Below are 26,877 nucleotides of genomic sequence, written 5' to 3' on the forward strand. Positions count from 1 at the left end.
ATAATTATGAGTTAGCTCTAGGGGGATTAAATTGAAAACCTTCTATTATAGCATAGATTTTTTTTGCAAGAGGTCTAATGAATTGACGGAGTAATTCTAGCTCTTCCTTCATTTTAATGGGATCGCCAATTTGTAATATTCTGTCAATTTCTAATTGCATCTTATTCTTACCTTTTTTTAGCCCTTTTTGATAATTCCGATCTTTGATCATGTCCTGATATTCCTTAACTTTTTTTTCAAAAATATTTAGAGTTGCATATTCTAATTCAGGGTATTTATCCCTTGCCATATATCCCTCATACTCTTCCTCAGCTCTTTTTATCTTTTCATACTCTTCTTTGTTATCATCAAGGATTTCACGAATATCATCATAATAAAAAGCCGCCACATTAAACTTGAATCTTATAAAATATCCTTGTGTCGGTTGTTTGTCATCCTCGTAATCCATGATTTTAACAATTTCAAATATCTTTTTTTCCGTTAGCAATAGGCATAAAGAACCTTTTGGAAAATTCTTTTTCGCTTGCTCTATAGTTATGTGTGACGAGTGAAAACAACTTATTTTCTCACTATCATTAAGGAGATTAGTTCCCTTGTCAATAAGAACACTATCAGTCAAGACACCTAGTTCAATGAATTTACCCTTTGGCGGCGGTGCTTGATCTTGACCCTCGTTAGATTCTGCTTCATTTTGATTTTCAGGAGACTCTTCATTATAGTTATTAATTTTTTCTTCAAATTCCTTAATTCTTTTTCCCCATGAATTATATTGATCGTTCTTGTACTTGTTAATTATTTCTTCCCATAAATCATATTCATTAGAATCAATATATATCTTAGACAAACGAGCAATTAATGTTTTTGTTAAGTTGAAGTTGACGATACTAATACATAATTCTCCCTGACATTCAAGACCAGCCTTGGTTAGATTAGATGACCCTATGATCGAAACACCTATCTGAATGTCAGCTTTTATCTTGTTCCGATTCCGACCTAAAAAACAATAGGCTTTGATATGAAAGTTATTCTTAGGGCATATAAACTGAACAGATTTATTCTTAAGTTGTTTTGATTTTTCTGATTCGATAAAATTTAATAATTTTTTAATATTTTTAATCTCATTAAAGAAGTCTTTGCCGCCGATGGCAATCACAACTTTCGCATTTTCTGTTAAAGAATTGTGTAAGAGAATTTGTTTTACTTTTTCCACTCCATCATCATCAATAAAAGCAGAAAAAATATAAATTTCACTCCAATAAAATTGTTTGGAATCTTCTAATAAAATATTGATTTTATTTTCTAAGTTTTCTTCATTGTCGCACAAAAACTGATAATTCATCGTAAATACCTCCAATTAATTGATATAAAAATTTTTAGGTAAGATATAAACCACAACTTGATTATCTTCCCTAAAACTGCGCGCTCGCACCTAATAAAGTTGACTAAAAACATAATCAACCAACTCAATCAAAGCCTACTGCGACTCCGACGGCGGGAACCCACCAAACGCATAACCGCAGACTGAGCGGACTTAGCCTGTAATTCCCGCGATCGCCTGGGATGTTTGAAAGGTTACTCATGGGCTTAACAAGGGATAGAGAGGGAAACGCATGGAGAAATTATAACTGTTGCAGTCGAGCTTGAACCAATTTTTGAATATTTGTGGCAGAGATCGGATTTATGAGAGTTACGCACAGCAAAGAAACCGGGTTTTTCACTTAGTTAAAGGCTGGGATGCCGTATTTTCGCAAAAAAAACCGGTTTCTAATCACCCGTGTTTTAGTCATAATTTAAAAATGTTGCAGCAGAGATTTTTCTTGGGCGTAAACCTTTCGCAGCGACTCCAGCCCGATCGCCCCCAACATCAATTTAATCACCCCCACCATTTCCCCCCACTCCAACAATTCAGAAACATAAACAGCTTTCTGAAATCTATCCGCATAGAAATCTACCCAAAAATCCGGCGCGTTTCTCTCTTTCTGACTCGCCCAACGGCGCTTCCAATAACCAAAATCTAAACCAGAGGGCGATTCCACTCCCAAAACAGGCGGAAAGTCGGCATAACTCACAAACCGACTCATGCCTTTGGCGTGCACGTACAGGATATGCGCCCAACACTCGAAGCGATATATTTGTTCTACCTTGATTTTCAGCAGCCACGCGATCGCCTCTTTCGTCACAAACCGGCTCAATCTGTGTCTGGGGGTTGATTTTGGTCGAAAGCTTGCTAACATGGTTGATACATCCCACTTGATGGGAATTTTCAATGGTTGATACATCCCACTTGATGGGAATTTCAGATGGTTAATAAATCCCAGTTGATGGGATTTGAACTTTGATAGGCGATCGTCTTTAAGTTTTCCAGACGTTGGGGCGATCGCTTTTTACGATATTTTTATTAAAAACTAAATCTAGTTTTTTGTCAATGGGTTTAATTAGATTGCGGGTTAAAGAATTTGCTGCTGAGAAAGGCTGGACGATCAAAGAGGTTTCTGAGCGATCGGGAGTCATTTACAGCACACTCACCACCTATTCACGTTCTCCGGGAATGGCAATGGTTGATTTTACTTGTCTGCTGAAGTTGGCACGTACTTTTGACGTGATGGTGGAAGATTTGGTTGAGGTCGTCAAAGAGTAGTCGATCGCTTTTTACAGTACAATCGAATGACTTATCTCAATCACATCTCAAGAGCTTATGGGCTTAATTAAGTTGCGGGTTCGAGAATTTGCTGCCGAGAAAGGCTGGACTCTAAAAGAGGTTTCTGAGCGATCGGGCGTAGTCTACAGTACGCTCAGAACCTATGCCCGATCGCCCGGATTAGCAACAGTTGACGTGACAGCCTTGCATAAGTTGGCAAGGACTTTTGATTTGTCGATCGAAGATTTGTATGAGATTGTGCAGGAATAGGCGATCGCTTTTACAGACTAATTATCCAGTCAATAATATTACTCGACAGTTGCTAGCATCTGATTGACAGACTCACCCCGTTGTAGCGCTTCCCAATCAGATGTAACAGGTTGGTAAGAACAGTAACACACCACAATTCGCTCCTCAGTATCGGAAGCAGAAAACTGCTGAACGCGAGTAACTACCCAATCTCCATCTTTCCCGTGGGTGACTCCATTACCGGGGTCAGATATATTTTCATAATCGCGGGTTTTGTCCCCTACTTGAGGAATTTCTGGGTTTTCTTCCCAAGTCCAATTTTCCCAAAGTATATTAGTGAGACAGCCCCTCGGCATAAGCTGACGTTCTTCCCAGCCCGGAGCACTCATGCTTTCGGTTTTGTAGACAATCCAAATTTTTTTTGCCATTTTTTTAAAGACGATCGCACAATCGCGTTCAATACTTCGACTATATCAGAGATGAAAGCTCGTGCATCGGTTAAAATAGAGAAGTCAATTTGTGATTAATAAGTCTGAATGCCTACGTTACTCCGAGTCGGCCCATACCGTTTCTTCTGCTATGCGGGCGATCGGGATGAACCACCCCACGTTCACGTTGAGCGCGATCGAGAAGAAGCTAAGTTTTGGCTTAGTCCAGTTCGCCTTCAAAATAATAAAGGCTTCAATCGTACAGAAATCAATGGCATTCAGAAACTTGTTGAAGAACATCAACAGCAATTATTAGCAGGTTGGAATGACTTCTTTAATGGTTGAGTTGCTAGAAATCCCCCAAGCACAAAACGTAGTTGTTACAGACGACGCGCTAACAGTCGATCTATCCGATGGTCGTACTATTTCTGTTCCTTTAGCCTGGTATCCTCGGCTATTGCATAGCACATCAAACGAACGCAATAATTGGCGATTTATTGGTGGAAATGAGGGAATCCACTGGTCTGATATTGACGAAGACATTAGCATCAAAAATATTATTCTCGGTAAACCATCTGGAGAAAGTCAGAAGTCATTTCAGCGGTGGTTAGAAGAACGCGGGAAAATACTCTAATACCAAATCCGCCTTCAATCTCCTTCTTAGTCCGCGCAGGCGGACTTCGTTTGACAAGAAGTGGTTTCAACCGCCGAATCATCTTCAAAAAAAAAGCGCCTGAGTTCCCCCAGACGCATACCATAAAATCAACAAATTGTCAACCCTAACCTAACCATTCAAAGCCTCAGCACCGCCGCAAACTTCCAGGATTTCCTGAGTAATTGCCGCTTGCCGCGCCTTGTTATAAGTCAGCGTCAAACTACCGATCAAATCGCTAGCATTCTCACTAGCATTGTTCATCGCCGTCATCCGCGCCGCCAACTCGCTAGCAGCAGACTCTTGCAAAGCCCGTAGCAATTGGTTGTTCAAATACAAGGGCAAAAGAGCCTCCAGAATTTGCGCCGGATCTTGCTCGAAAATCATGTCGCGGGGCAAACTTTTCATAGTAGGTGCAGAAACCTTTTCGCGCGATACTTGAAACTCTCCGCCTTTCGATGTCAAGCGGAAGATTTCATCGTCTTGCACTTCAAAACCTTGGGGGTCGAGGGGCAGCAAAGTTTGAATTACCGGACGCGAACTAATTAGCGACACAAACTTGGTATAAATTAACTCAATTCTGTCCACAGTTCCTGACAGGAATAGCGACAACAATTCGTCCGCAATCATGGCTGCTTCCGGTGCTGTTGGAATCTGTTCCAAGTTAGCGTAAGTAGCATCGATCGGCTGTTCGCGGCGCTGGAAATACTGAGTAGCTTTGCGTCCTACCAACACGTATTTGTAGTCTAAGCCTTCAGCTTTGATTTCCTTAGCGCGATTTTCGGCGTATCTGATGATGTTGCTGTTGTAGCCGCCGCACAAACCCCGATCGCCCGAAACTACCAACAGTCCCACCGATCGCACTTCGCGTTTTTTCAGCAGCGGCAAATCCAGGTTTTCAAACTGCAAGCGTTCCGCCAAACCGTATAATACCTCTGCCAGTCGATCGGCAAAAGGCCGAGTTGCAGTCACCTGTTCTTGAGCGCGGCGCACCTTTGCAGCGGCCACCAAGCGCATTGCTTCTGTAATCTTTTTAGTGTTCTTGACCGACTTAATGCGATCGCGAATAGTTTTCAGATTTGCCATAATTTTCTCCTTAGTCCCTTGCCCGCATCTTTTTAATTAAAACCGCGAATAAACGCAGATAAACGCAGATGAACTTCCGATAATCTGCGTTTATCCGCGTTCATCTGCGGTTCAAAATTCCAACTCGATTTACGCAGAAACCAAGAAAGTTTGCTTGTATTCTGCGATACCTTCTTTCAGCAGCTTCTCAGCTTCATCAGTCAAGGCTTTTCCGCCTTGAACAATTTCGCCGTACTGCGGCTTGCTAGTCCGCAAATAGTCGCGCAAACCAACAGTAAACTTGCTGACTTTTTCCACAGGAATGTCATCCATATAGCCGTTAATACCGGCATAGATTACAGCCACTTGTTCGTTCATCGGCAGAGGCGAGCTTTGGGGCTGTTTCAACAGTTCCCGCAAGCGCTGACCGCGCGACAATTGATTCTGAGTAGCTTTATCCAAGTCAGAAGCAAACTGAGAAAATGCTGCCAGTTCTTCAAACTGCGCCAATTCCAATTTCACCTTACCGGCTACTTTTTTCATCGCCTTAGTTTGAGCCGCCGACCCTACCCGCGATACCGAAATACCGGGGTTTACTGCGGGACGCAAACCAGCGTTAAACAAGTCAGAAGAAAGGAAGATTTGACCGTCGGTAATCGAAATTACGTTCGTCGGAATGTAAGCAGAAACGTCACCAGCTTGGGTTTCGATAATTGGCAAAGCAGTCATGCTGCCTTCGCCCAAATCGTCGCTCAATTTAGCAGCGCGTTCTAGCAAGCGAGAGTGCAGGTAAAACACGTCTCCGGGATAAGCTTCGCGACCGGGAGGACGGCGCAGCAACAAGGACATTTGGCGATAAGCTTGTGCTTGTTTGGAAAGGTCATCGTAAATGACCAAAGTGTGCTTGCCTTTGTACATGAAATACTCGGCTAAGCTAGCACCTGTGTAGGGAGCCAAGTATTGCAGGGTTGCGGGGTCGCTAGCGTTGGCTGCTACTACGATCGTGTAGTCCATCGCGCCCTTTTCTTGCAGGACGTTGACGATGTTAGCTACTGTAGAAGCTTTTTGACCGATCGCTACGTAAACGCAGATCACGTTTTCCGATTTTTGGTTGATGATTGTGTCGATCGCGATCGCAGTTTTACCGGTTTGTCTGTCACCGATAATCAGTTCCCGCTGTCCTCTTCCCACCGGAATCATCGCATCAATAGCGGTAATTCCTGTTTGCATCGGTTCGTAAACAGAACGGCGAGAAACAATCCCCGGTGCCGGAGATTCAATCAAGCGAGATTCAGTAGTTTTAATTTCTCCTTTGCCGTCAATCGGACGGGCCAAAGCATCAACTACCCGTCCCAACATTGCTTCACCCACGGGGACTTCAGCAATTCTGCCAGTAGCAGTAACTGCCGAACCTTCTTGAATGCCGAGACCTTGGCCCATCAACACTGCACCCACGTTATCTTGTTCGAGGTTCAGTGCAATGCCCACAGTGCCGTCGGCAAATTCTAGCAATTCCCCAGACATGGCTTTATCCAAGCCATAAATCCGGGCAATGCCGTCGCCTACTTGCAGAACAGTACCGACGTTAGAGACTTTTACGTCTTGGTCGTACTGTTCAATTTGCTGGCGAATAATGCTGCTAATTTCGTCAGGTCTGATTGCTGCCATGTCAGTTGTTTTTTGTCAGTTGTTTGTTGTCAGTTGTCAGTTATCAGTTGTTCAAAACTACCAACCGTTAACTGCTAATTAAATTAGCTAATAGTCATCAGCTATTAACTATCAGGAATTCAAGCGAAGTCCCAGACGGCGCAATTGTCCCCGCAGGCTGGCATCAATTACTTGAGAGCCTACTTTGATTACCACACCGCCGATTAAATCTGCGTCTATTTTGGTTTCAATTTCTACTTGACTAGCGCTGGTCATCGCCTGCACTTTCTCGCGAACAGTCTGCTGTTGAGCGTCTGAAAGCGGGACAGCCGATGTAACTTCAGCCAATACTGTTTGGTTGAGTTCTCGGAGCCTTGCCAAGTATTGTTTGCCAATTCCTTCTAAAAAAAGAATTCTTCCTTTGTCTACTAAAAGCTTCAGAAAGCTGTGCATCAAGGGGTTCATTTCTTCACCCGCTATTTGCTGAATCACGGCTTTTTTAGCATCCGGTTTGATCAGCGGATTGGCTAAAAATTGACGCAAGTCTTCCGAACCTTCTAGCAGGCTCAGTAAGGAACGAATGTCTTCGCCGAACTTCTCTGAGAGATTGTTGGACTGAGCCAGTGACATCAAGGCAGATGCGTAAGGCTGTAAGACTTCTGTGCTGACTTTACTCACGTTTTAGTCTCCCACTAACGCAATGCTGCGATCGATTAATTGGTGTTGAGCGCCGTCGTCCAAGCTAGTTTTTAGCTGGCTTTCCACCTTTGCTAATGCCAGAGATACAACCGCCGATCGCAGTTGGGCGATCGCTCTTTCCCGCTCCGCTTCCAACTCTTGACCTGCTGTTGCTCTCATGCGTTCAACGTCTTGCGCTGCCTGAGCTAGAATTGCTTCTTTTGCTTTCTTGGCAGTTTCTTCAGCAGCGGCACGAATTCGTTCGGCTTCTGCTTGCGCTTGAGTCAATTTTTGCTGTTGCTCTGCTAGAGCTGCTGCTGCATCTTTTTGGCGTTTTTCTGCATCTTGAATCGCCTCTTGGATGGCCGAACGCCTCTCTGTCAGGATTTTACCTACAAATCCGCGCCCGAAATAAAACAGCACTGCAATAATAATGACCAGGTTAATCAGGTTGGTTTCTAAAATATCGAAATTTAAACCGAAACCACCTTCGCCGCTAGCTTCTGTGGCTAGCAATAAAACAGTCCCCATGATACTCTTCCATAATTGCGCGTGCAGATTGGGTGAAGCGATTTTAGATTTGAGATTGCATCAAAAATCTAAAACTCTTCGGTCTCGCTATTTGGCCAGCGACTGCCCTAATAGCTTTTCGAGAATTTGGCCGCTGAGCGCGTCTACTTGTTGTTCTAGTGAGCGCATTGCTTCTTGCTTTTGCTGCTCTATTTCTTGCCCAGCCTTTTCCCGCGCGACTTGAGCTTCTTGTTGAGCCTCAGCTACTTTGGCTGCCCCAATTTTTTGGGCATCAGCTTGAGCTGCAGCAATTACTGATTGAGACTGTTTGCGAGTTTCTCCCAGTTTTTGTTCGTACTGCTGCGCCATTTGCTGAGCTTTTGCTAAGCGTTCTTGGGCGGAGACTTGAGTGTTGCGAATGTAATCGGCGCGATCGTCAATTGACTTGCTGAGCGGCTTGTAAAAAATTACATTCAAGACTGCGACTAGAATTAAAAACTGCACCGCCATCAGAGGCAGCGTAGCATCTATATCAAACAGTCCCCCTTCCTTAGCCGCTTCTTCAACTGCTAGTAATACTGTCCAGTGCATCATGATTTTTTGACGGCTTCCATCTAATTCGCTTAATCGATTTTAGATTTGAGATTTTGGATTAGAATCGCCAAAACCTCAAATCTAAAATTTCCAATTATTATGCGAAGGGGTTGGCAAACAGCAGCACTAGGGCTACGACCAAACCGTAAATTGTGAGCGCTTCCATGAACGCCAAACTCAACAGCAAAGTGCCGCGAATTTTACCTTCTGCTTCCGGCTGACGGGCAATCCCTTCTACAGCCTGACCTGCTGCATTACCTTGACCGATGCCAGGGCCGATTGCGGCTAAACCTACTGCCAAAGCGGCGGCAATTACGGAAGCGGCAGCAACTGTTGAGTCCATGATGATTTTCCTTATCTAAAGTACAAAATTGAGAACAGATAGTCTACAGAATTGTCCGATTTAACTGGAGAAAGTTTGAGTTCAGAAATTTTCTTTTTCCTCCTTCATTCTTCGCCGTTTATCGTTAGTTAATGGTGTTCTTCGCCGTGACCGCCTTCTAGAGCTTCACCTATGTAGGCTGCGGCTAAGGTTGCAAAAATCAAAGCTTGAATTGCACTGGTAAATAGTCCCAGAACCATCACTGGCAGAGGAACAAATAAAGGCACTAGCAACACTAGCACTCCGACCACCAATTCGTCCGCAAGAATGTTGCCAAACAAACGGAAACTTAGGGACAGAGGCTTAGTGAAATCTTCTATGATTTTGAACGGCAACATGAAAGGCACCGGTTCAACATAGTGGGCGAAATACCCCAAGCCGCTTTTGCTGAGACCTGCATAAAAATATGCTAGAGAAGTCAGCAGTGCAAATGCTACCGTCGTGTTGATGTCAGCGGTAGGAGCTCCCAATTCGCCTGATGGCAGCTTAATCAGCTTCCAAGGAATTAGAGCGCCAGACCAGTTTGACACAAAGATGAACAGAAATAATGTACCAATAAACGGTACCCAAGGGCGATATTCTTTTTCCCCAATTTGGTTTTTAGCCAAGTCCCGAATAAATTCCAGCGCATACTCCATAAAATTTTGCATTCCGCTGGGAATTCGCTGGATTTTGCGGGTTCCTAAAATCGAAACTACGACTAAAACAGCAATTACAAACCACGAGGTTAGAAAAACCTGTCCATGCACTTTCAGATTGCCGAGTTGCCAGTACAACTGCTGGCCAACTTCCAATTTGGCGAGGGGGAAACGATTAAAGGTGTTTAGAACGTCAAGCATTGCCATTCAACGGGCTTCCCCATACAAATCGATGAGTTGAGTTTTGCTCTTCTTACCTGACTTACCTGTAATCTAGTGCTAATGCACTTCGGATCACGTAAACCATCAGCGCAGCTTTGTAAGTCAGAAATCCCAAAAATATCGGTAAAATCTGTAGCTGATTCCACTGTGTTCCTACTATCATCACCGCGAAAAACAAACCGAGCCTTGTCTTGCTGATGCGTTGATTTTGGCTGCCGATTCGTTCAACGTCTCTAGCCAACATCTTTAAGTAAACCACACCTGTGACCGCCCCAAGCAAATAATTCAGGGCAATGTTGAGGGAGTAAAAAATCCAAACGGAGATAAAAATAATCGCCGTAAAAGCAAGGGTGTACGCCAACAACTCTTGTTGGAGGCGATAAAAGTCTTGCATGGGATTCGTTGTCTCGGACGAGACTGTCGAGACTGTTGAGACTGTGCCAGCTTGAGGAATATCCTCGGTTGCTGGTGTGGGTTCGGTGGGTGTGTTTTGCGTGTTCACGAAGCTCAGAAACTAATGCAGGTAGCAGGCGAGTGCTTTGCAAACTCAGAAAAATAATACCACGCTGCGGTAACAATACTTAAAATAAAATTAATCATATTTTCGGAATTTGGTGTCGGGCGCTTCGGAAACCTCAACCCGTTAAATGTCCGATCGACCTTACCCTAAATCTCCCACCGCCACACTGCACTTAGTTACACATTGTTCTCTTGATTCTCACTAAGTAAGCCTCACTTAGTGAGAAGGGACAGAGGCTGATCGTGCGAATCGATGAGGTAACTCTCCCTTGTCTGCCTCTGCGCGCTACAAGAGTTAATTCAAATTCGATCTCATTCAATAACCTTAAACTCTTGAAGCGCCGGGAGAAAGTTTTTATTCTCGTGGCTCGATCGACTAAGCTTAATCAAAGCAAATCGCTGTAGAGGCTGCAAACTCGCCCACTGTGCCAAAGAAATTGTCACGCCGAGCTCTTGCGCTTTTGCAGAAACAGACTCCGGTACAGTTGCAGCATCCATCCACGGGGGATTTTCATCAACCGCCAAATCAGTTCCCGGTTTGCCTGTCTGTTGAATTAATATTTGATTTAGCTTTTCTCGGTAATCAATAATTTCGGCTTTTGTTAAGCAAGGTAACTCTACAAGACTTTGCCGTTCTGCTTGGTTGAAATGATTCCAATCCTGCAACTTCAATTTAATGCCGCAAGTATCTAACTTGAGACGTACTTGCATCGGAATGCAGCGCAGAGCTTCCACAAAATCAGCTTCAAATTCAAAGAACATATATTTAGCAAGTTTATTTGAGTTGTGAATGAGATTTTTTTTATTAACCGCAGAGGGCGCAGAGTAAGAGAGGAGGGGGAAGGTGAAAAGAAATTGATGCAGGTTTATTGCTATCTATCAATAATTGCAGAAAATCGAGTCAGCATTTATAATTAAATAATATTACAAACTATTGACATGGATACCGTAGACTACCTTCGGATTAGCTTGATAGACCGCTGCAACTTCCGCTGTCTCTACTGTATGCCGGAAGGTAGCGAGTTGGACTATGTATTGCAGCAGCAGTTGTTAACTCACTCGGAATTGCTAACTCTGCTGCGGGAAGTTTTTATACCCGTGGGATTTACCAAGTTTCGCTTGACTGGAGGGGAACCGCTGCTGCGGCCTGGGGTGGTGGAATTGGTAAGGTCGATCGCCTCGATGCCGGAAACGCGAGATTTGTCAATGACAACTAATGGCTTTTTGCTGGCGGGAATGGCGGAAAATCTCTACAATGCTGGTTTGCGCCGGATTAATATCAGTTTGGATTCCTTGGAACCGGAGACTTTCGATAAGATAATTGGTAGTCGGGGACGATCGCGATGGACGCAGGTTTGGGAGGGAATTCAAGCGGCTTATCAAGCAGGATTCGACCCGCTGAAACTGAATGTGGTGGTAATTCCCGGTGTGAATGACAGCGAAATATTGGATTTAGCGGCGTTAACTATTAACCGGAATTGGCACGTTCGTTTTATTGAGTTTATGCCGATCGGCAATGGGGATTTATTTGGCGATAAAGGTTGGGTAGCATCAGCCGAATTGCGGCAACAAATTAGCGAAAAATACGGGTTAGCCGAGTCGGGAATTCGCGGAAATGGGCCGGCGGATGTGTTTCAAATTCCGGGGGCGAAGGGCACTTTAGGGTTTATCAGCCAAATGTCCGAGTGTTTTTGCGATCGCTGCAACCGGATGCGTTTGTCTGCTGACGGGTGGCTGCGGCCTTGTCTGCTGAACGAAACCGGGCAAATTGACTTAAAAACTGCTCTGCGTGGTGGGACTCCTATCAGCGAATTGCGCGATCGAGTGAGGCACATATTAGAGATTAAACCGGAGATTAATTTCAAGCAGCGAGATTCGGGAACTACTCAAGGAAATTACAGCCGCACAATGTCTCAAATCGGCGGGTGAACTCCTCGAAATCGATAATTTATTTGGTACACTTAAGACATCATCCAATTTTGTAAGTCAGATGAACACCATCTCGATCGCCATTTCAGACCTGCTGATGCTGAAGCTACAAAAAGTTGCTGCTGAGATGAATGTATCCATCGAAGAATTAGTCTTGATGAACATTGAAAGCTCGATCGCGCAACGAGAAAATCCCGCAGCAAATACCGATCGAGATATTTGCCATCAAAATGCTGAAATTGCGATCGAGGTAATTGACAAATTTTATACTCTTGTTACGGAATGGCAGAGTGAAGTTGGGGGAATGTCTTCGACAGCTCAAATGTCTCAGCATCCTGCATATCAGGAAATTATTAATATGGGTTCTCCAATCGTACCGCTGTTGCTATCGGAACTGAAAAAAAATCCCCTTTACTGGTTAGCTGCATTGAATGAAATTACGGGTAAAAATCCCATTAAACCGGAACAAAAGGGAAGGGTAAAACAGATGGCATCAGCTTGGATAGAGTGGGGTAAAGATCGAGGCTACGCGACTATTAGCAACATCGAGCCAACCGACCATCGCATCTTTTAAATTAGCCATCACTTCTTCCATAGTATCTCCTTCGGTAATGCACCCAGGAAGTGCAGGTACTTCAGCCCAATAGCCACCTTCTTCTGCGGGATGAATAATTGCTCTAATTTTCATATTTTCTCCTTGTGAATTCCTTGTAAATCGGCGGCTAAAGCTCCCCTTCCAGGACTTGTTGGGCCGTCAAGTTCAACTGCGGAAAAGTCGGCGATATCAGCGCTTGTTCCCCTTGAAAAACCCCAACTTCGACATACTCACCTGATTCTAGTCGTAGTACCGCTACTATCTCCTCTTGAGGGTCAACAATCCAATATTCAGGAATACCCCGCGCTGCATATTGAGCTCGTTTACTAATGTAATCGCGATCGCGCCCCACTCTACCTGGACTAACAACCTCGACAACCAACTGAGGAGGTGGCATAGTTTGGGTGATGGTTAGCCTGGTTGCTGTCAGCAAGATGTGTTCGGGGCGCAAAACCACCAAATCTGGGTAGCGGTTAGCTGCGTCGCCCTCCCGCAGGATCGGAACTTGGATTTCGCACATATGTGTTCTGATCAGCCTCAGTGGGATGAACCCGCTACTAGCCAGAGTGAATAGTAGATAGTTAGCAATGGCGGTGTTGGGTTCGGATTCGGGTGGCAATGTTACTAACTCTCCGTCAATTAATTCGTAGCGGTTGTCGGTGTCGTCTTCATAGGTGAGGTACTCTTCAAAGGTAAGTTTCTGTTTGTGGGCTTGTGTCATCTTTTACCTTCCAGGATTGCTATTGTTATTAAAATACTTACACATCCGAGGGAAGCGGCGGTCGCAGTGATTTTCATTGAATTAACAAGCTGGGTAGCACTGTCCGATCGACACGGGGCGATCGGATTGGAGCGGTGGCGGGCAAGATTTTTTAAGGCTCTGCCAGAGATTTTAGCATCATTTATTCATACTTTTTATTCTTGAGTCATGCTTCATTATTTCACTAAAATAAATTCGTGCAATTGAAGGATTTTCTTGCATATATTTCCTCATTGGCTCATATATTTCTTTAAATTCTTCAGAATCCTTGTCTGGATAATCAATCATTATTATTTCAAATTCAGAGTTGAATTCCAAGTATAATTTGTTTAAGTGAACAAATTTCTCTTGAGTACGCATACTTCCAAATTCCATTTCATGTCGTACTTGAATAATTTCTGTCAAAAGCTGAATTGATGTTTTATAAGAATCATAAATTTTTTCTCGAAACCATTTTTGTTGTTCACTTTTTTCTTGCCAGATGCGTTGTTTTTCTTCTCGTTGAAGTTGAAATTTATTATTGATAAAATTGCTAGTTAGTAGCATTATACCTGAAACTATTGCAGATAAAATAATATAAATACCCGGTGATTGAGGAAACATATAGTGGCTAAAAATAAATGGTAATATAAATGGAGAAAACAAAAATAGAAATGAAGGTAAAAGTAGTTTTTTTTCGTCATTAATGGTACTAAAAAAGTTAAATAGTTTTAGTTTATATGCTAACCATGTTCCACATAAAATACTCCCAGTAAAAGCCAAAATTAATATATTTTTCGACTCAGGATTTATTGTTAGCATAGTAAAAATGAAATTAAGGAATTGAACTGTTTAATCTTTAGCACAGAGTCTATCATATGTAGTGTTTTCCAGATTTAGAGCTTAATTTGAACAAAGTCACCTTTAGCCGTTTGAACTAGATAGTCGGAGAGGGCAAGCAATGTATGGTTTTTAGCTGGAGCTGATGCTTTAACTTTTTTTTCTGAAATAAGTTTTGGGTACTTTATTTTTTCTATGTCTTTGGGTGGTGGTACGGATAAACCAAGTTCGCAATGCGGTTGAAGAACACCCGCTTCTAATAAACAACAATGGTTGTATTTCTTACCTGAGCCGCAGGGACAATAATCATCAGGCTCAATATGAAGATAGTTAGAGTGAGGGTGGCTTATTGTTGTGTTATGGATTCCCCAAAAATGGAAAGGGGACTGTAAGCAATCCATGAGATACTCAAGGAGACCGTAGTCATAGTGATCAACCGTTTCTCCCGTGTTAGGATCTGATAAAAAAAATACGGAAAACTTTTGTACAGGAAATTCAACTATAGCTAATAAAACAAACTCAATTCCCTCCCATATTTGATAACACATTTTTCCATCATAAATCTCGCCATTCTTATGTCCACAAGAATGACGAATCGAATTTTTTTTATGACATATACTACAAATTTTATCTTTTACTGTGAATTCAGGGCTGGCAAAAAGGCTATATGGAAATAAAGACTGATACTGAAGACTATGCTGCTCGATAAAAACGATTAGAAAGAATAATTCGTCCTCCTCTTTAAGATGTCTAAAAAGCTGACTTAAATAAATTTCTATTTCCTCCAGGAGACACCAAGCTTCATAATATTCTCTAGACTTAAGTTTAGAAAAAGCAAGTACATATTTTTTCTTAATTGCTATAATTTTCTCAAGACACCAAATCTCTTTCAAGCTTTTTTGATTATTTTCAGCGATAAAGTAACTTTTTAATTCTGCCAACCTGATCAAAATACCTTCTAGCTCTACTTCATTAAGGCTAAAAAGAAAATTATTTAATACCTTTCTGATTTCACTTAATTGATTCAGCTTATTCATTGCGATCAGAAGGTAACTCTTTCAATTCATTTAGCTGCGAACTAAGTGATTCAACTACAGGGTAAACGGTTTCATAAAAATCTGACACAGAGCCTTCGTAGTACACGCGAGTTGTTTCTTTGTAACCCTCAACCAAAATTTCTATTCTTACTTGACTAGCTGTTTTTTGAGGCAGTCTCTTCTTAAGTAAGTAATCTGATATTAAATTAACAAAAATTGGAGCAATTAAAGACGTTACAATAAAACCACCTAATAGTATGAGAAGGTCGCTAAAAAGTGCAATTTCTTTATAATCACTATCCTCAACTAAAATATCAACACAAACATTCTCCGGGGAATTTTCTTTCAAGTAGCTAAAAACATCATCTGTCCCTGTGGGGAAAATAATTCCAGTACCCTCTCTGAAGTTTTCTAGAGGCAAAAGCAAGATATTTGACTGCGATAACTGCTGGCGAAGATTATCAGAAACATACGGTTTCGCCAACCAAGTATTGAAAGATACCTCAGACTTTTCTACGACAAACTGATCTTTGACCTCTTGAGCATTTTCCATATTTTCTGCCATTTTTGTTGGATACGACTTTCTATATCGGTTTTATTTAGAATTATAACTTAATGTTGTACCCCCTGCTCCGATGTCGCTTTGTCGCTTGCTGGAAGTTGCACCCAACTTTGAAACACTCTATTTTTGCCTGTAAGGGTTCCAAGCTTTGGCTGGGGATTTTCGAGTATCCCCGCCTAGCTTGATTTATAGATGTTTGAGGCTCTAAATCAGGATATGCTCTTATCCTGATTTAGTAAAGTAACGTGCCTGATATTTGTTGGTCTTCTTAACTGGTTCCCAGGCTCTAGCCTGGGAACCGAGATCCAGAGGATCTGCCTCGCTAACGGATAAAAATAAAAACAGGAGGCAGATGCTCATGGAATGTGTTCCCAGGCTAGAGCCTGGGAACGAGCAAACACCTACGCTTTGCGCTTCCGACGGCGAATCAGCACACTCATCACTTGCTTCGGATTGGCTGCACGCTGTACGGGACTCCAATCGCCAACTTGGGCAAATCCCAGGCGGTACAAAGTGAGTATGGTTTCCCTGACACCCTTGGGCGAACCTGTCACCGTTACACACACCACATCCTGTTCCGATTCTGCTGCTGAGTCGTCATTTGGCCGATCGAATTTGTTGTCGTCAGGCAAGAATTCCTGTGACATAATATGTTCTCCTGGTTTTGGGTTTTCTAGAAAAACCCAAAAACCCAGCCGCCCCGCTTTTCAACGCATAGCAGGGCGGCTACAGAGGATGTTAAGATACTCCGTTAGCCTCCAGACTGCTGATACCAGTTTGGCGGTGAGCTGTCCATTGCTGCTCGCAACAGCTTTGGGCAGTGCAACTAGATTTTTGGGCGACGCCGGCTACTTCCTCTTCAAGTAAAGCAACCTCTAACTTCAAAGCGTAGCCGCAGACGGGGGCCTGTGTCAATCCATTTTGGATACTTCGACTTCGCTCAGCACAAGTTTTGGACTGGTTCCCAGGCTAAGAGTCTAGGAACGAGCAATCGCCTACTTCCTAGGCTTTGCGCTAGAGTTATAATATTAAAATCAATTTAAAAAGAGCCATTGATTTTGTTATCATCAGCCCAAAAACTTACACTCAAGGATAACTATGCTGCACAATCTTCAGCAATCTCACGAACAAGAGATACAGACGATTACTCAAGTTTTGGGAAAAATCACCAACCGCACGGCGGATCAGATTAAACCATTACTAGATGCGATGCTCAAACAGCTAATTGAACCTCAACAACGTCCATTTTATGAAACAGCTACCCCAACAGAATGGTCAATAGCATTTCAAGAATGGGTAGACAGTCATCGTACCCTAAATCTCCCCACTCTTTCAGATGAAGCTATTAGCAGAGAGAGCATTTATGGAGACAGAGGTTAAATATGCTTTCACCCATATCCTAACTTTTAACATTGCTGATTTCGCTCGTTATTCACAAATTACGGCTGTTAATCCTCCAACTGTAAAGCCTTGATTAATGGGGAATTTAACATAAATTATACTCCGAGCAAAGAACAGGCAAGATGCCTGTTCCACAAAAAGCTAATTTGATTGTGGGGAGTAGGAGTTGGGCATCTTGCCCGCCCTTAGATTTTACCGGGTGTTAGCAAAATTAGCTGTTTTGATAAGATCGATCGCACTTCATCCAATCCAATCTCCACATTCCCTAAAATCTCCCCAACAGTCTTCTCTCCTTTACCTTGCCCAAGCGAGGTTCCCTCTTTCTCCCCCCCTTGATAAGGGGGGGCTGGGGGGGGTGCACAACCTTGCAGAAACTCAAATTCAGCACTTGATAAATTGAGCAATTGGTAATTGCAATCAAACACTTGTTGACTCGGCCAACCGTGCATACAACCACTCAACTCTGGAATTGCCGCCAAAAGTGCCTTATCGTCCGACCAATCAATTTTATTAACAGGCTTTTTGCCCAAGAAAAACTCGTAATGAGTGATTTCCGTATCCAACAATTCAATTAATCGATAAAGCTCCCGTTCCGTCAAACCCTGAGATCTTTCTATCAATTCCGGCGCTTTCCCCAAAAGTCTTTCTAACTGCCAATATCCCGGATTTGAGAAACCGATAAATTCCAATCCCGAAGCGTCAATTAACTCGAACAAAGTCTCGATATTGTAGTCAATTTCCTGCGGGTGAACGTACATATCAGCAAAACATTCATCTCGCTGATTTTCTCCTGCCCAACGCTGTTTCTCGTACTTGACAAGACGGTTGTTTTCTGGTAAAGAAGAAAAGATTTGACGACCGACTTTCACACCATCGGGATAGTCACCTTTTTGCGGGCCTTGGAGAAGTGCGATCGCCCTTTGCATCAGTTGAATTTCCCAGCGTCCGAGCTCAGCATACACAAAAATGTGCATTAAACCGCCCGCCGCCAACTTCGCAGCCAGCGCTTGAATGCCCCGGATCGGATCGGGTAAATGGTGCAGCACGCCCACGCAGTTGATCAAATCAAACTCGCCCTCTAACTCGGCGGCATCGTACAGGCTGAGGTGGCGAAAATCTGCTTCGCGCGCTCCCGATCGCCGACAGCGTTCTTGTGCTACCTTCAAAGCACCTTCACTCAGGTCGATCGCCGTTACCGAAGCTTCGGGATTGAGGTGAATCAGATAATCCGTACTCGAACCAGTGCCGCAGCCAGCATCTAAAATCCGAATATCCAGTTTTGGCGGCTTTTGGCCGGTGCAAAAATTGTAAGCATCAGGCCAACTCCAGCGCCAGTTGTACCCAGGGGGCGGTTCATCGGACAAAGGATCGGGCGGGAAAGGGAAAGTATCGTAAAGCCGCCGCACGGCAGCGCTGATATCAGGCGTAGTATCCATAGGTGAGGTAATAGTGCGTGGGTTTTGAGATTCGTTGTCAGTAGCTAGGGGGTAACAGCGCTAGGCCATGCACTTCTAATGCTTCGTTAATCGCAACAAAAGTGGCGTTTCGCCAAGTTGGGAAGCCTGAAACAGAGGGATCGGGCGATCGACTAACCCATGACTGCCAAGCCCTGACAGCTTCGGCGTAATAAAACTTATCATTTTTTCTCATATACGCTCTCTTAAATCTATACAATAAATCTCGACAGGCTTTTTAACAAACGAGGACTGTCAATAACCCACCGCTACCGCTGAGCTTTCGGGTAAAGCGGAGGCGTCTTTAAGCAGAAAGTTAAAGGCAAGAGAAAAAGGCAGAAGAAAATTTTTGATTTTCTTTTCCCTTAATTGACGGCACTTACTGCGATCGCCCACTCGTCAAATATCCTGCCAAGTCTTTTTTTTCACGGGTGTACGGGCGGAGCGCAGCGGAGGGAGTACCCCGTGCCTGCCTTCTGACCGGACATTTCCCGGCAGGCAGAAAGATGAAACCAAAACATTTTAATCTAAGAAAGTAAGCGCGCCCGAACCTCGTGACGGGTAAAGGCAAAAAGTAAACAAAGCAAAAATACCTACTTTGCCCTGCATGAGAAGGCAGGGTTAGTCTGGGTAAATGCTACAACGATTTAGATAGGGAGCGAAGGAGTCTAATGACTGTAAAGGCAAGTGGTGGAAGCTCGGTTGCGCGTCCGCAACTATATCAAACTGTACCGGTCGCAACAATTTCGCAAGCAGAACAGCAAGACCGCTTTCTACAGCGGGGCGAACTCAGCGAACTGGCAAGTTATTTCAGTTCAGGGGCTCTTCGGATCGATATCTCTGCGACGCTGACCAAAAATTCGGAACTGATAGTATCTCGCGCAGCCAACCGGATTTTTACCGGCGGTTCCCCGCTGGCATTTTTGGAAAGACCACAAGAACCTGCGATGGCTGTAGCAGGCGCGGCTCGTGGCGGTACGGCGAATGTCTCTGAAGGCATGAAACTGGGAAATGTCACCTACGTAGAAAGCCGCGCTGGCGGCAACGGCGGTGGCGGCGGTGGTTTCTTGGGGCTAGGAAATCTATTTTCTGGCAACGGTGGCGGCTACAGCGGCCCAATCCCCGCAGGATTTCAGCCGATCAATGTCTCGCGCTACGGCCCGGGCAACATGACAAAATCTCTGCGGGACTTGAGCTGGTTTTTGCGCTACATCACCTACGCAATTGTCGCGGGCGACCCGAACATTATTTCGGTGAACGTGCGTGGATTGCGGGAAATCATCGAAAATGCTTGCTCTTCGGCGGCCACAATTGTGGCAATGCAGGAAATGAAGGCAGCATCTTTGGGCTATTTCAAAAACAATGCAGAGGCAAGTGCGATCGTCGGACAGTATTTCGACGTAGCAATTACCGAATTCAAAGCTCCCACACCTTCAGATAAGGTCCGGCAGCGCGAAAGCAACGACCAGCAAGGCTTGCAACTGCCTCAAATCTACTTCAACGCAGCCGAGCGGCGATCGAAATTCGTCATGAAAACCGGTCTGTCGTCGGCCGAAAAGATAGAAGTAATCAAAGCAGCTTACCGCCAAGTATTCGAGCGCGACATTAGCCGCGCATACAGCCAAAGCATTTCTGACTTGGAATCCAAGGTCAAAAATGGCGAAATCTCCATGAAAGAGTTTATTCGCCGCCTTGGCAAATCTCCTCTTTACCGTCAGCAATTCTACGAGCCGTTTGTCAACAGCCGTGCTGTAGAATTAGCCGCCCGTCACTTCCTAGGTCGCGGTTTGAGCTCGCGGGAGGAATTTAGCAAGTATTTTGCGATCGTCAGCAAAGGCGGCCTGGCAGCCCTCGTAGACGCAATGGTTTATTCCCAGGAGTATTCCGATTACTTCGGCGAAGAAACAGTGCCTTACCTGCGCGGTTTGGGCCAAGAAGCTCAGGAATGTCGCAACTGGGGCCCGCAAATTGATTTGTTCAATTTCAGCGCTCCGTTCCGCAAGGTTCCTCAGTTCATCACTTTGTTCGCAGGCTACACTCAGCCACTACCAGACCAGCACGTTTACGGTGTTGGCAATGACCCCTTAGAAATTCAGTTCGGCGCGATTTTCCCGCAAGAAACTCGCAACCCCAAGAGCCGTCCCGCTCCCTTCGGCAAGGACACCCGCCGCATCCTGATCCGTCAAGGTGCGGGGATTGAAAACCAATTGAGCAACCCGCAAGCCCGCGGCAAGGCTCCCGGCTCTCTTGGCCCCAAGGTCTTTAAATTAGACCAGTTGCCGGGTGGCTACAGTGCTCCGAGAAAAACCACTGGCCGCGGTGCTTCTGTAGGCAGCGGCTACAGCAGTGCTTCCAGTGTCAAATTTACCGAAAGTTCCACCCAAGCGGTGATTCGGGCAGCTTACCTGCAAGTGTTCGGTCGCGACGTGTTCGACGGCCAGCGCCAAAAGGTGGCGGAAATTAAGCTGGAAAACGGCGAGATTCCGATGCGCGAGTTTATTCGGATGTTGGCGAAGTCTGACGTGTTCCGCAATATGTACTGGAGCAAGCTCTACGTTTGTAAGGCGATCGAGTACATTCACCGCCGACTCCTGGGACGCCCTACCTATGGCCGCCAGGAAATGAACGCTTACTTTGACATTTGCGCCAAGAAGGGTTTCTACGCGCTGGTCGATAGCATCCTGGACAGCACGGAGTACAACGAAGCTTTTGGGGAAGATACAGTGCCCTACGAGCGCTATGTAACTCCCGGTGGTTTGTCGATGCGGACGATGCGATCGGGTTCCGTCGCTGAGCAAAATGTCCAAGCTCAGACGCCCGAAACTCCTCGATTTATTGAACTCGGCACTGCGCTCGATCGGGGCGATTTCGAGTTACAAAATAGCCTCGCTCAAGGTGTCAGCAAGCGGCGCGAACAAACTAAGGTGTTCAAGCTGACGACTACTTCGGACAAAGTAGCTTTGAAAACTTTAATTCAAGCTGCTTACCGTCAAATTTTTGAGCGCGACATCAACCCCTATGTTGTGAAGAATGAATTCACGGCGCTGGAAAGCAAACTGGGCAACAATGAAATCAATCTCAAGGAATTCATTGAGGCTTTGGGCTGCTCGTCGCTGTATGTCAAACAGTTCTACGCACCTTATCCCAATACTAAGGTGATTGAGTTGGGAACCAAGCACTTCTTGGGCCGCGCTCCCCGCAATCAAGCGGAGATTCGGACGTACAACCAAATCTTGGCAAGTAAAGGGATTAAGGGCTTTATCAACGCGATGTTGAACAGCGTTGAATATGCCGAGGCGTTTGGCGAGGATACTGTTCCTTACCGTCGCTTCCCGACTCTGCCTGCTGCGAATTTCCCGAATACCGAACGGCTGTACAATCAACTCACTAAGCAGAATGATGAGTTGGTGGTTCCAAGCTTTGAGCCAGTAGCTGCTACTGACAGAAGCTAGATTGATTAGAGGTTTTAGATGTTAAATTAGCAATAATTTAATATCTAAAATTAGTTGAAGGGCTGGCGTAATTGCCAGCCCTTTTTTTTGTATAATTTGGGGATTGTTAACCGCAGATAAAGAGGATATAAAAGTTTTATTTTAGTTGGATAAAGACTTTTTGAAATAACCGCAGAGGGCGCAAAAAGCTTAGAGTTAGGGAAGAGAGAGTGTGCTAAGAAAGCCGTTTTTTACGAAAATAAGAGATTTAGTAAGGAGAAATATAAAAAAAAACCGGGTTTCTGAAGAAAGCGTGGGGAAGTCCTAGTTTCATTAAAATGGTAGGATTCTAGCATCCGTTTTTGGGCAATATCCAATCTGCCGAATCGGTGCAGCTAACAGTGTTAAATCTACCACGGGATTGGCTGAAGCAATTAAATTTGAGGTTTCAGATTTGAGTTGATCTTGACTTGATAACCGCATCGGGGCGGGTGCAAGTTCCCGCACTTTATATATTCGGTTAACCGTACTAAAATAGCCACTTTGAGGCGAGAACATTACGGCCCACTCTTCGTCATTGATTTCAATATACAAAATCGCGATCGAGACAGAGCGATTGCCTAGCTATCGGGTATTAGTGACTTCCCTTCATTCCCTGTATGTAAAAATTAGGTATAATTGGTTAGCGCGTATTATGATAAAAGTTTAAAAAAAATAGCCAGGGAGGGAAGAAGCCAACCCCGATAGTGATGAGTCATTACCAATCTAAAATTTAAAATCTAAAATTTAAAATCTAAAATTTTATGAGCTACATCAAGATATTGACCGCAAAATAAAACAGCAGAATAAACGGGCAACTTTTTCTGATTAGTAAAGTAGCGAAACGAATAAGGTATTAGGGCATAATGTTGTGAAAGATGGAACAGGGTATGGAACTAAATTTACAGAAATTTTATAGCGCCTGCAATCCCAGCTACACCCTGGCAGTAGCAAATCAAAAAGACCGACAATACTATATCGATTTCTCTTCAGTGCGGGGTGGCACAATCGTAGAACAATTGGAGCGCACCATCAGCCGTCTGTCCCCGGATGCACCTACCTGTCAATTATTCACCGGTCACATCGGCTCTGGTAAATCAACTGAATTGCTGCGGCTGCAAGCTCAATTGCAGCAACAAGGATTTCATGTTGTTTACTTTGAGTCGAGTAAAGACTTAGACATGGCAGATGTAGATATCACTGATATTTTGTTGAGCGTTGCTCGTCAGGTGAGCGAAAGCATCGAGAAAATGAAAATCAAGCTGCAACCGACGGGTTTTAAAGCTTTGCTCAAAGGGGTTGCTGATGTTTTTCAAACTCAAATAGACTTGAGGGCTGAAGCTAATGTCCCTGGTTTGGGGGAAATAAATGCCAGCACGGAGGGAGAGTTTTCTCTGGCGCTGGGAATTGGCAAAATTACTGCTAAAGCGAAAGATGCTCCGAATTTGCGATCGGAGTTGAGGCAATATTTGGAGCCGCGAACTAATGTAATTTTAGATGCGCTTAATAAAGAGTTGCTAGAACCGGCTAACCAGGAACTGAAACGCCAGGGAAAACAGGGACTTGTGGTAATTATCGACAATCTCGATCGCATACACCTGTGCGCGAAACCGACGGGGCGGCTGCAGCCGGAATACCTGTTTGTCGATCGCGGCGAACAGTTGGCAAGACTAAATTGCCACGTCGTGTATACAATTCCTTTGGTGCTGATTTTCTCTAACGATTTGGGCCAGTTGACCAATCGATTTGGGGTAGATCCGAAGGTTTTGCCGATGGTGCCGGTGCAGTTTAGCGACGGTTCTGAGTGCTCTGAGGGTCTGGAATTGCTGCGGCAGATGGTTCTGGCGCGGGCTTTTCCGACGGTGCATCCTTCACAACGCTATGCTTTGGTAGGCAAAGTTTTCGACTCTGCGGAAACTCTCGATCGCCTGTGTCGAGTCAGCGGTGGTCATGTCCGCAATTTGCTGCAACTACTGTATGGCTGTCTGCAGAAACAAGACCCTCCTCTGTCGCGGGAAACTTTGGAAAATGTGATTGTGCAGCGCCGCCACCAGCTTACTTTGGCGATCGAACCTGATGAGTGGCAATTGCTGCGCCAAGTATCCGCTACCAAAACTGTGAGTGGGGAAACTAAATACCAAATATTGCTGCGGAGTCTCTGGGTGTTTGAATACCGTTACGGCGAGGATTATTGGTTTGATGTCAATCCGATTTTGGCTGACGCCAAAGAGTTTCGGGAAACAGTTAACAGTTGAGAATTGACAGTTAACAGTTGAGGGTTTACAGTCACTCGGCGAGGAAAATCGCTTCTGAACCAACGAACTTCACTCCTCGCCGACTAAAAAATAAGGGCCCAACGGTAGCAGGATCTGGTATGAAAACTAACAAAACTCAACAGTCAACCGTTAACAGTCAACAGTCAACAGTCAACTAACAAAAATGATTAAAGGCACTACTAAACTGTTGGGAGTAATTGGTCATCCCGTCGAACATTCTCTGTCGCCGGCGATGCACAATGCTGCTATTTCCCACCTGGGAGTCGATTTTGTTTACCTACCGTTTCCGGTAAAACCAGGGGATTTAAAAGCTGCTCTTGCAGGATTTGCGGCGATCGGGGTTCGGGGATTTAGCATCACAATTCCGCACAAACAAGCCATCTTACCGCTGCTGTCGGAAGTTTCCCCGATCGCCCGATCGATCGGCGCAGTCAATACCGTATACCTAACTGACAAAGGTTGGTGCGGCACAAATACTGACGTTGAAGGCTTTCTCGCGCCGCTGCAAACGGGGGATTTTCAAACTTTCCAATCAGATTCCGATCCCCCCCAGCCCCCCTTAACAAGGGGGGAGAATTGTGTCAAAGTCCCCCTTCTTAAGGGGGATTTAGGGGGATCTCCGGGTTTAACAACCCCCCTAGGGGCGGGTTCCGATTGGAGTCAGAAAGTAGCGGTAATTTTGGGGAATGGCGGGGCGGCGAGAGCTGTTGTGGCTGGATGCGCTCAATTGGGATGTGCAGAGATTCACGTTGTCGGCCGCAACGAACAAAATTTAGCGGAATTTCAGCAGAGTTGGGTCAATTCTCCGATGCCCGTGCAGAATTTGCAGGTTCATACTTGGGATAATTTGTCAATGTTAATCTCGCAGGCAGATTTGCTGGTGAACACGACGCCCGTGGGGATGTATCCGCAGGGGGAAAAGTCGCCGGTTGCGGCTGGTGAGATCGATCGAATTTCAGCAGGTGCGATCGTCTATGATTTAATTTACACCCCTAATCCTACGCAGTTTCTCAAAGATGCGAAGCTTCGGGGAGCGCGAGCTATTGACGGACTCGAAATGCTAGTTCAACAAGGAGCAGCCGCCTTAAAAATTTGGCTGGATAAAGAATCCGTCCCAGTTGATGTGATGCGCCAAGCCTTGCGACAGCATTTAGGTCTAGACTAATGCCATTTCTTCAAAAAGTAGCTGTAGTTTTCCGAATTCGTATAAGTAGAAATTTGAGGCTGAATTCGCGCTAAGCTGAGAATTAAAATATACTTGCCCCGCCATTCATGAAATTTCGAGCTATCAGCCTTTTTTTTGCTACTTGCCTAATCGGAATTTTTAGTTTGGTATACACTCCACCTGCTTGGGCTCTGACCCAGATTAAACTTTCCGACCTTTCTTATCGCGAATGTCCGGCAGAAATGGGAGAAGGAACAGTCACCAGTGGCAGTTCTATGGAAGCTACCTGCTTTTTGATTACTGGGAAAGCTGAAAATAGCACCGGCAAACCAGTTGTCAATGCCGATATTTTCGGCCGCATTTATGATGCCGACGACAATCCGGTGATGCAAAACCGAACTCGCTTGGGTTCTATAGAAGAAGTTCCTCCCGGAGTTAGCGATTTTCAGCTCAGAATTTCCGTTGCGGCCAATCAACGAACACCTTTGAAGCTCAAGCAATTTAAAGCTACAGGTTTTACTGGCGTGGTTCGCCGTTAACAAAACTATTTGAGATTTTAGATTGCTGATTTGAGATTTTGGGTTGGCTGCCCGTGAAACCGCAATGCAGTTTTCGATTGTAGATTTTAGATTTGAGATTGTTGAGTGGCTGGCAATTTCTCATTTCTCATGTACCATGAACTCCCCAGCTTTTCAACCGGGGAGTTCATCTAAAAATCTCAAATCTAAAATTTAGTTGCCGGCAGCTATGTCTGCCAAACAATTTACACTCGATGCTTAAAAAATTAAGCTTTTCTAACTACAAGGCTGTTTGCAAGTTGGTCAAAAGACCGATCAAGAATTCCGAGCCGAACTGAAGTACAAAAAACGCAATCAGCGGAGAAAAGTCAATCCCTCCTAAGGGGGGGATAATAGATCGGAATAGATTCAGGTAAGGGTCTGTTAACTGACTCAAAATCGAAAACGGGGGGTCGTACCAATTGATATTGGGGAACCAGCTTAACAGCACCCTAAAAATCATTAGGGCTACATAGATTTGCAGAAATGTGGACAGCGTGGTTGCCAAAAGGCCTATGGAATAACTCATATATTCTCGTTGAAGTTTGAGTAAAGTTTACAGACACTTTAGCTTAAAGTTTAGCATAGGTGGGGGAGAGGGGGAGCATCAGGCTATTTGCGGGCGGGCTA

General features: G+C 44.6%; 33 protein-coding genes. 11 read left to right on the forward strand and 22 right to left on the reverse strand.

The window, feature by feature from the left end:
• Nucleotides 1-4: 4 nt before the first annotated feature.
• Together QUA70_RS16545 and QUA70_RS16550 are read right to left on the reverse strand one after the other, a co-directional pair.
• Nucleotides 5-1,339, reverse strand: a complete 1,335-nt coding sequence (locus QUA70_RS16545; RefSeq protein ID WP_333348659.1) for a restriction endonuclease PLD domain-containing protein — start codon at nt 1,337-1,339, stop codon at nt 5-7.
• Nucleotides 1,340-1,790: 451 nt separating this feature from the next.
• A complete protein-coding gene (locus QUA70_RS16550) occupies nt 1,791-2,234 on the reverse strand; it encodes a hypothetical protein (RefSeq protein WP_333327228.1) in 444 nt (147 codons plus the stop codon).
• Between the two features lie 191 nt (nt 2,235-2,425).
• On the opposite strand from QUA70_RS16550, the gene QUA70_RS16555 reads away from it, so the two are divergent.
• Entirely contained in the window at nt 2,426-2,638 is a 213-nt protein-coding gene (locus QUA70_RS16555) for a helix-turn-helix domain-containing protein (protein ID WP_006631112.1), read from the forward strand.
• Between the two features lie 57 nt (nt 2,639-2,695).
• Nucleotides 2,696-2,908, forward strand: coding sequence for a helix-turn-helix transcriptional regulator (locus QUA70_RS16560; RefSeq protein ID WP_332958465.1), 213 nt, complete (start codon nt 2,696-2,698; stop codon nt 2,906-2,908).
• Between the two features lie 38 nt (nt 2,909-2,946).
• Here the strand turns inward: QUA70_RS16560 and QUA70_RS16565 are convergent, their stop codons facing one another.
• On the reverse strand, nt 2,947-3,315 hold the full coding sequence (locus tag QUA70_RS16565; RefSeq protein WP_333327230.1) for a hypothetical protein: 369 nt from the start codon (nt 3,313-3,315) through the stop codon (nt 2,947-2,949).
• 108 nt (nt 3,316-3,423) lie between these two features.
• Here QUA70_RS16565 and QUA70_RS16570 point away from each other — a divergent pair, with 108 nt between their 5' ends.
• Nucleotides 3,424-3,660: a DUF4160 domain-containing protein gene (locus QUA70_RS16570; protein WP_333054534.1), complete on the forward strand. Its 237-nt coding sequence runs from the start codon at nt 3,424-3,426 to the stop codon at nt 3,658-3,660.
• Nucleotides 3,641-3,949 (forward strand): DUF2442 domain-containing protein, encoded by a 309-nt coding sequence (locus QUA70_RS16575; protein ID WP_333348655.1) that lies wholly within the window; start codon nt 3,641-3,643, stop codon nt 3,947-3,949. The genes QUA70_RS16570 and QUA70_RS16575 overlap by 20 nt, the downstream gene beginning before the upstream one ends.
• A gap of 150 nt (nt 3,950-4,099) precedes the next feature.
• Here the strand turns inward: QUA70_RS16575 and QUA70_RS16580 are convergent, their stop codons facing one another.
• The 9 genes from QUA70_RS16580 to QUA70_RS16620 form a co-directional block, all read right to left on the reverse strand.
• Nucleotides 4,100-5,053 (reverse strand): F0F1 ATP synthase subunit gamma, encoded by a 954-nt coding sequence (locus QUA70_RS16580; protein WP_333348653.1) that lies wholly within the window; start codon nt 5,051-5,053, stop codon nt 4,100-4,102.
• Nucleotides 5,054-5,182: 129 nt separating this feature from the next.
• Nucleotides 5,183-6,700 (reverse strand): F0F1 ATP synthase subunit alpha, encoded by a 1,518-nt coding sequence (gene atpA / locus QUA70_RS16585; protein WP_333348652.1) that lies wholly within the window; start codon nt 6,698-6,700, stop codon nt 5,183-5,185.
• Nucleotides 6,701-6,811: 111 nt separating this feature from the next.
• Nucleotides 6,812-7,357: an ATP synthase F1 subunit delta gene (atpH, locus tag QUA70_RS16590; protein ID WP_333348651.1), complete on the reverse strand. Its 546-nt coding sequence runs from the start codon at nt 7,355-7,357 to the stop codon at nt 6,812-6,814.
• A 3-nt stretch (nt 7,358-7,360) separates the two neighbouring features.
• Nucleotides 7,361-7,888, reverse strand: a complete 528-nt coding sequence (locus tag QUA70_RS16595; RefSeq protein WP_333348649.1) for a F0F1 ATP synthase subunit B — start codon at nt 7,886-7,888, stop codon at nt 7,361-7,363.
• Nucleotides 7,889-7,975: 87 nt separating this feature from the next.
• Nucleotides 7,976-8,461 (reverse strand): F0F1 ATP synthase subunit B', encoded by a 486-nt coding sequence (locus QUA70_RS16600; RefSeq protein WP_333348647.1) that lies wholly within the window; start codon nt 8,459-8,461, stop codon nt 7,976-7,978.
• A gap of 97 nt (nt 8,462-8,558) precedes the next feature.
• The gene (gene atpE, locus QUA70_RS16605) at nt 8,559-8,804 is read right to left on the reverse strand and encodes an ATP synthase F0 subunit C (RefSeq protein ID WP_242717122.1); all 246 of its coding nucleotides are present in this window, start codon (nt 8,802-8,804) and stop codon (nt 8,559-8,561) included.
• Nucleotides 8,805-8,932: 128 nt separating this feature from the next.
• Nucleotides 8,933-9,688, reverse strand: coding sequence for a F0F1 ATP synthase subunit A (atpB, locus tag QUA70_RS16610; protein WP_333348645.1), 756 nt, complete (start codon nt 9,686-9,688; stop codon nt 8,933-8,935).
• Nucleotides 9,689-9,743: 55 nt separating this feature from the next.
• Nucleotides 9,744-10,205: an ATP synthase subunit I gene (locus QUA70_RS16615; protein ID WP_333037348.1), complete on the reverse strand. Its 462-nt coding sequence runs from the start codon at nt 10,203-10,205 to the stop codon at nt 9,744-9,746.
• Nucleotides 10,206-10,534: 329 nt separating this feature from the next.
• Nucleotides 10,535-10,984: a nitrate reductase associated protein gene (locus tag QUA70_RS16620; protein ID WP_333348643.1), complete on the reverse strand. Its 450-nt coding sequence runs from the start codon at nt 10,982-10,984 to the stop codon at nt 10,535-10,537.
• Between the two features lie 177 nt (nt 10,985-11,161).
• On the opposite strand from QUA70_RS16620, the gene moaA reads away from it, so the two are divergent.
• Entirely contained in the window at nt 11,162-12,151 is a 990-nt protein-coding gene (moaA, locus tag QUA70_RS16625) for a GTP 3',8-cyclase MoaA (protein ID WP_333348641.1), read from the forward strand.
• Nucleotides 12,152-12,212: 61 nt separating this feature from the next.
• On the forward strand, nt 12,213-12,725 hold the full coding sequence (locus QUA70_RS16630; RefSeq protein WP_333348640.1) for a hypothetical protein: 513 nt from the start codon (nt 12,213-12,215) through the stop codon (nt 12,723-12,725).
• On the opposite strand, the gene QUA70_RS16635 is transcribed toward QUA70_RS16630, so the two are convergent.
• The 7 genes from QUA70_RS16635 to QUA70_RS16665 form a co-directional block, all read right to left on the reverse strand.
• Nucleotides 12,645-12,839 (reverse strand): type II toxin-antitoxin system HicB family antitoxin, encoded by a 195-nt coding sequence (locus QUA70_RS16635; protein ID WP_333348638.1) that lies wholly within the window; start codon nt 12,837-12,839, stop codon nt 12,645-12,647. The genes QUA70_RS16630 and QUA70_RS16635 overlap by 81 nt on opposite strands.
• 34 nt (nt 12,840-12,873) lie before the next feature.
• Nucleotides 12,874-13,467 (reverse strand): Uma2 family endonuclease, encoded by a 594-nt coding sequence (locus QUA70_RS16640; RefSeq protein WP_333348636.1) that lies wholly within the window; start codon nt 13,465-13,467, stop codon nt 12,874-12,876.
• Between the two features lie 177 nt (nt 13,468-13,644).
• Nucleotides 13,645-14,307: a hypothetical protein gene (locus tag QUA70_RS16645; protein WP_333348635.1), complete on the reverse strand. Its 663-nt coding sequence runs from the start codon at nt 14,305-14,307 to the stop codon at nt 13,645-13,647.
• A 74-nt stretch (nt 14,308-14,381) separates the two neighbouring features.
• Nucleotides 14,382-15,362: an SEC-C domain-containing protein gene (locus QUA70_RS16650; protein ID WP_333348633.1), complete on the reverse strand. Its 981-nt coding sequence runs from the start codon at nt 15,360-15,362 to the stop codon at nt 14,382-14,384.
• Nucleotides 15,355-15,927 (reverse strand): hypothetical protein, encoded by a 573-nt coding sequence (locus QUA70_RS16655; RefSeq protein WP_333410503.1) that lies wholly within the window; start codon nt 15,925-15,927, stop codon nt 15,355-15,357. Before QUA70_RS16655 ends, QUA70_RS16650 begins: the two co-directional genes overlap by 8 nt.
• Before the next feature lie 398 nt (nt 15,928-16,325).
• Nucleotides 16,326-16,571: a hypothetical protein gene (locus QUA70_RS16660; protein WP_193972035.1), complete on the reverse strand. Its 246-nt coding sequence runs from the start codon at nt 16,569-16,571 to the stop codon at nt 16,326-16,328.
• Between the two features lie 91 nt (nt 16,572-16,662).
• On the reverse strand, nt 16,663-16,839 hold the full coding sequence (locus QUA70_RS16665; RefSeq protein WP_333348629.1) for a hypothetical protein: 177 nt from the start codon (nt 16,837-16,839) through the stop codon (nt 16,663-16,665).
• A gap of 183 nt (nt 16,840-17,022) precedes the next feature.
• Here QUA70_RS16665 and QUA70_RS16670 point away from each other — a divergent pair, with 183 nt between their 5' ends.
• Nucleotides 17,023-17,304: a hypothetical protein gene (locus QUA70_RS16670; RefSeq protein ID WP_333201940.1), complete on the forward strand. Its 282-nt coding sequence runs from the start codon at nt 17,023-17,025 to the stop codon at nt 17,302-17,304.
• A gap of 206 nt (nt 17,305-17,510) precedes the next feature.
• Here QUA70_RS16670 and QUA70_RS16675 read toward each other — a convergent pair whose 3' ends face one another.
• On the reverse strand, nt 17,511-18,761 hold the full coding sequence (locus QUA70_RS16675; protein WP_333348627.1) for a class I SAM-dependent methyltransferase: 1,251 nt from the start codon (nt 18,759-18,761) through the stop codon (nt 17,511-17,513).
• A 37-nt stretch (nt 18,762-18,798) separates the two neighbouring features.
• Nucleotides 18,799-18,975, reverse strand: coding sequence for a hypothetical protein (locus QUA70_RS16680; protein WP_333329328.1), 177 nt, complete (start codon nt 18,973-18,975; stop codon nt 18,799-18,801).
• A gap of 475 nt (nt 18,976-19,450) precedes the next feature.
• Here QUA70_RS16680 and QUA70_RS16685 point away from each other — a divergent pair, with 475 nt between their 5' ends.
• From QUA70_RS16685 to QUA70_RS16700, 4 genes are all read left to right on the forward strand, one after another.
• Complete coding sequence (locus QUA70_RS16685; protein ID WP_333348625.1) at nt 19,451-22,231, forward strand: phycobilisome rod-core linker polypeptide; 2,781 nt, start codon at nt 19,451-19,453, stop codon at nt 22,229-22,231.
• Between the two features lie 908 nt (nt 22,232-23,139).
• Nucleotides 23,140-24,504, forward strand: a complete 1,365-nt coding sequence (locus tag QUA70_RS16690) for a P-loop NTPase fold protein (protein ID WP_333348623.1) — start codon at nt 23,140-23,142, stop codon at nt 24,502-24,504.
• Between the two features lie 184 nt (nt 24,505-24,688).
• Nucleotides 24,689-25,690, forward strand: a complete 1,002-nt coding sequence (locus QUA70_RS16695) for a shikimate dehydrogenase (RefSeq protein ID WP_333348621.1) — start codon at nt 24,689-24,691, stop codon at nt 25,688-25,690.
• A gap of 107 nt (nt 25,691-25,797) precedes the next feature.
• Nucleotides 25,798-26,229, forward strand: a complete 432-nt coding sequence (locus QUA70_RS16700) for a hypothetical protein (RefSeq protein ID WP_333083661.1) — start codon at nt 25,798-25,800, stop codon at nt 26,227-26,229.
• Between the two features lie 259 nt (nt 26,230-26,488).
• Here QUA70_RS16700 and QUA70_RS16705 read toward each other — a convergent pair whose 3' ends face one another.
• Nucleotides 26,489-26,776, reverse strand: coding sequence for a YggT family protein (locus tag QUA70_RS16705; protein WP_333329317.1), 288 nt, complete (start codon nt 26,774-26,776; stop codon nt 26,489-26,491).
• Nucleotides 26,777-26,877: the final 101 nt, after the last annotated feature.

Origin of the sequence: Microcoleus sp. LAD1_D5 (assembly GCF_036702115.1) — a bacterium.
GTDB lineage: Bacteria > Cyanobacteriota > Cyanobacteriia > Cyanobacteriales > Microcoleaceae > Microcoleus.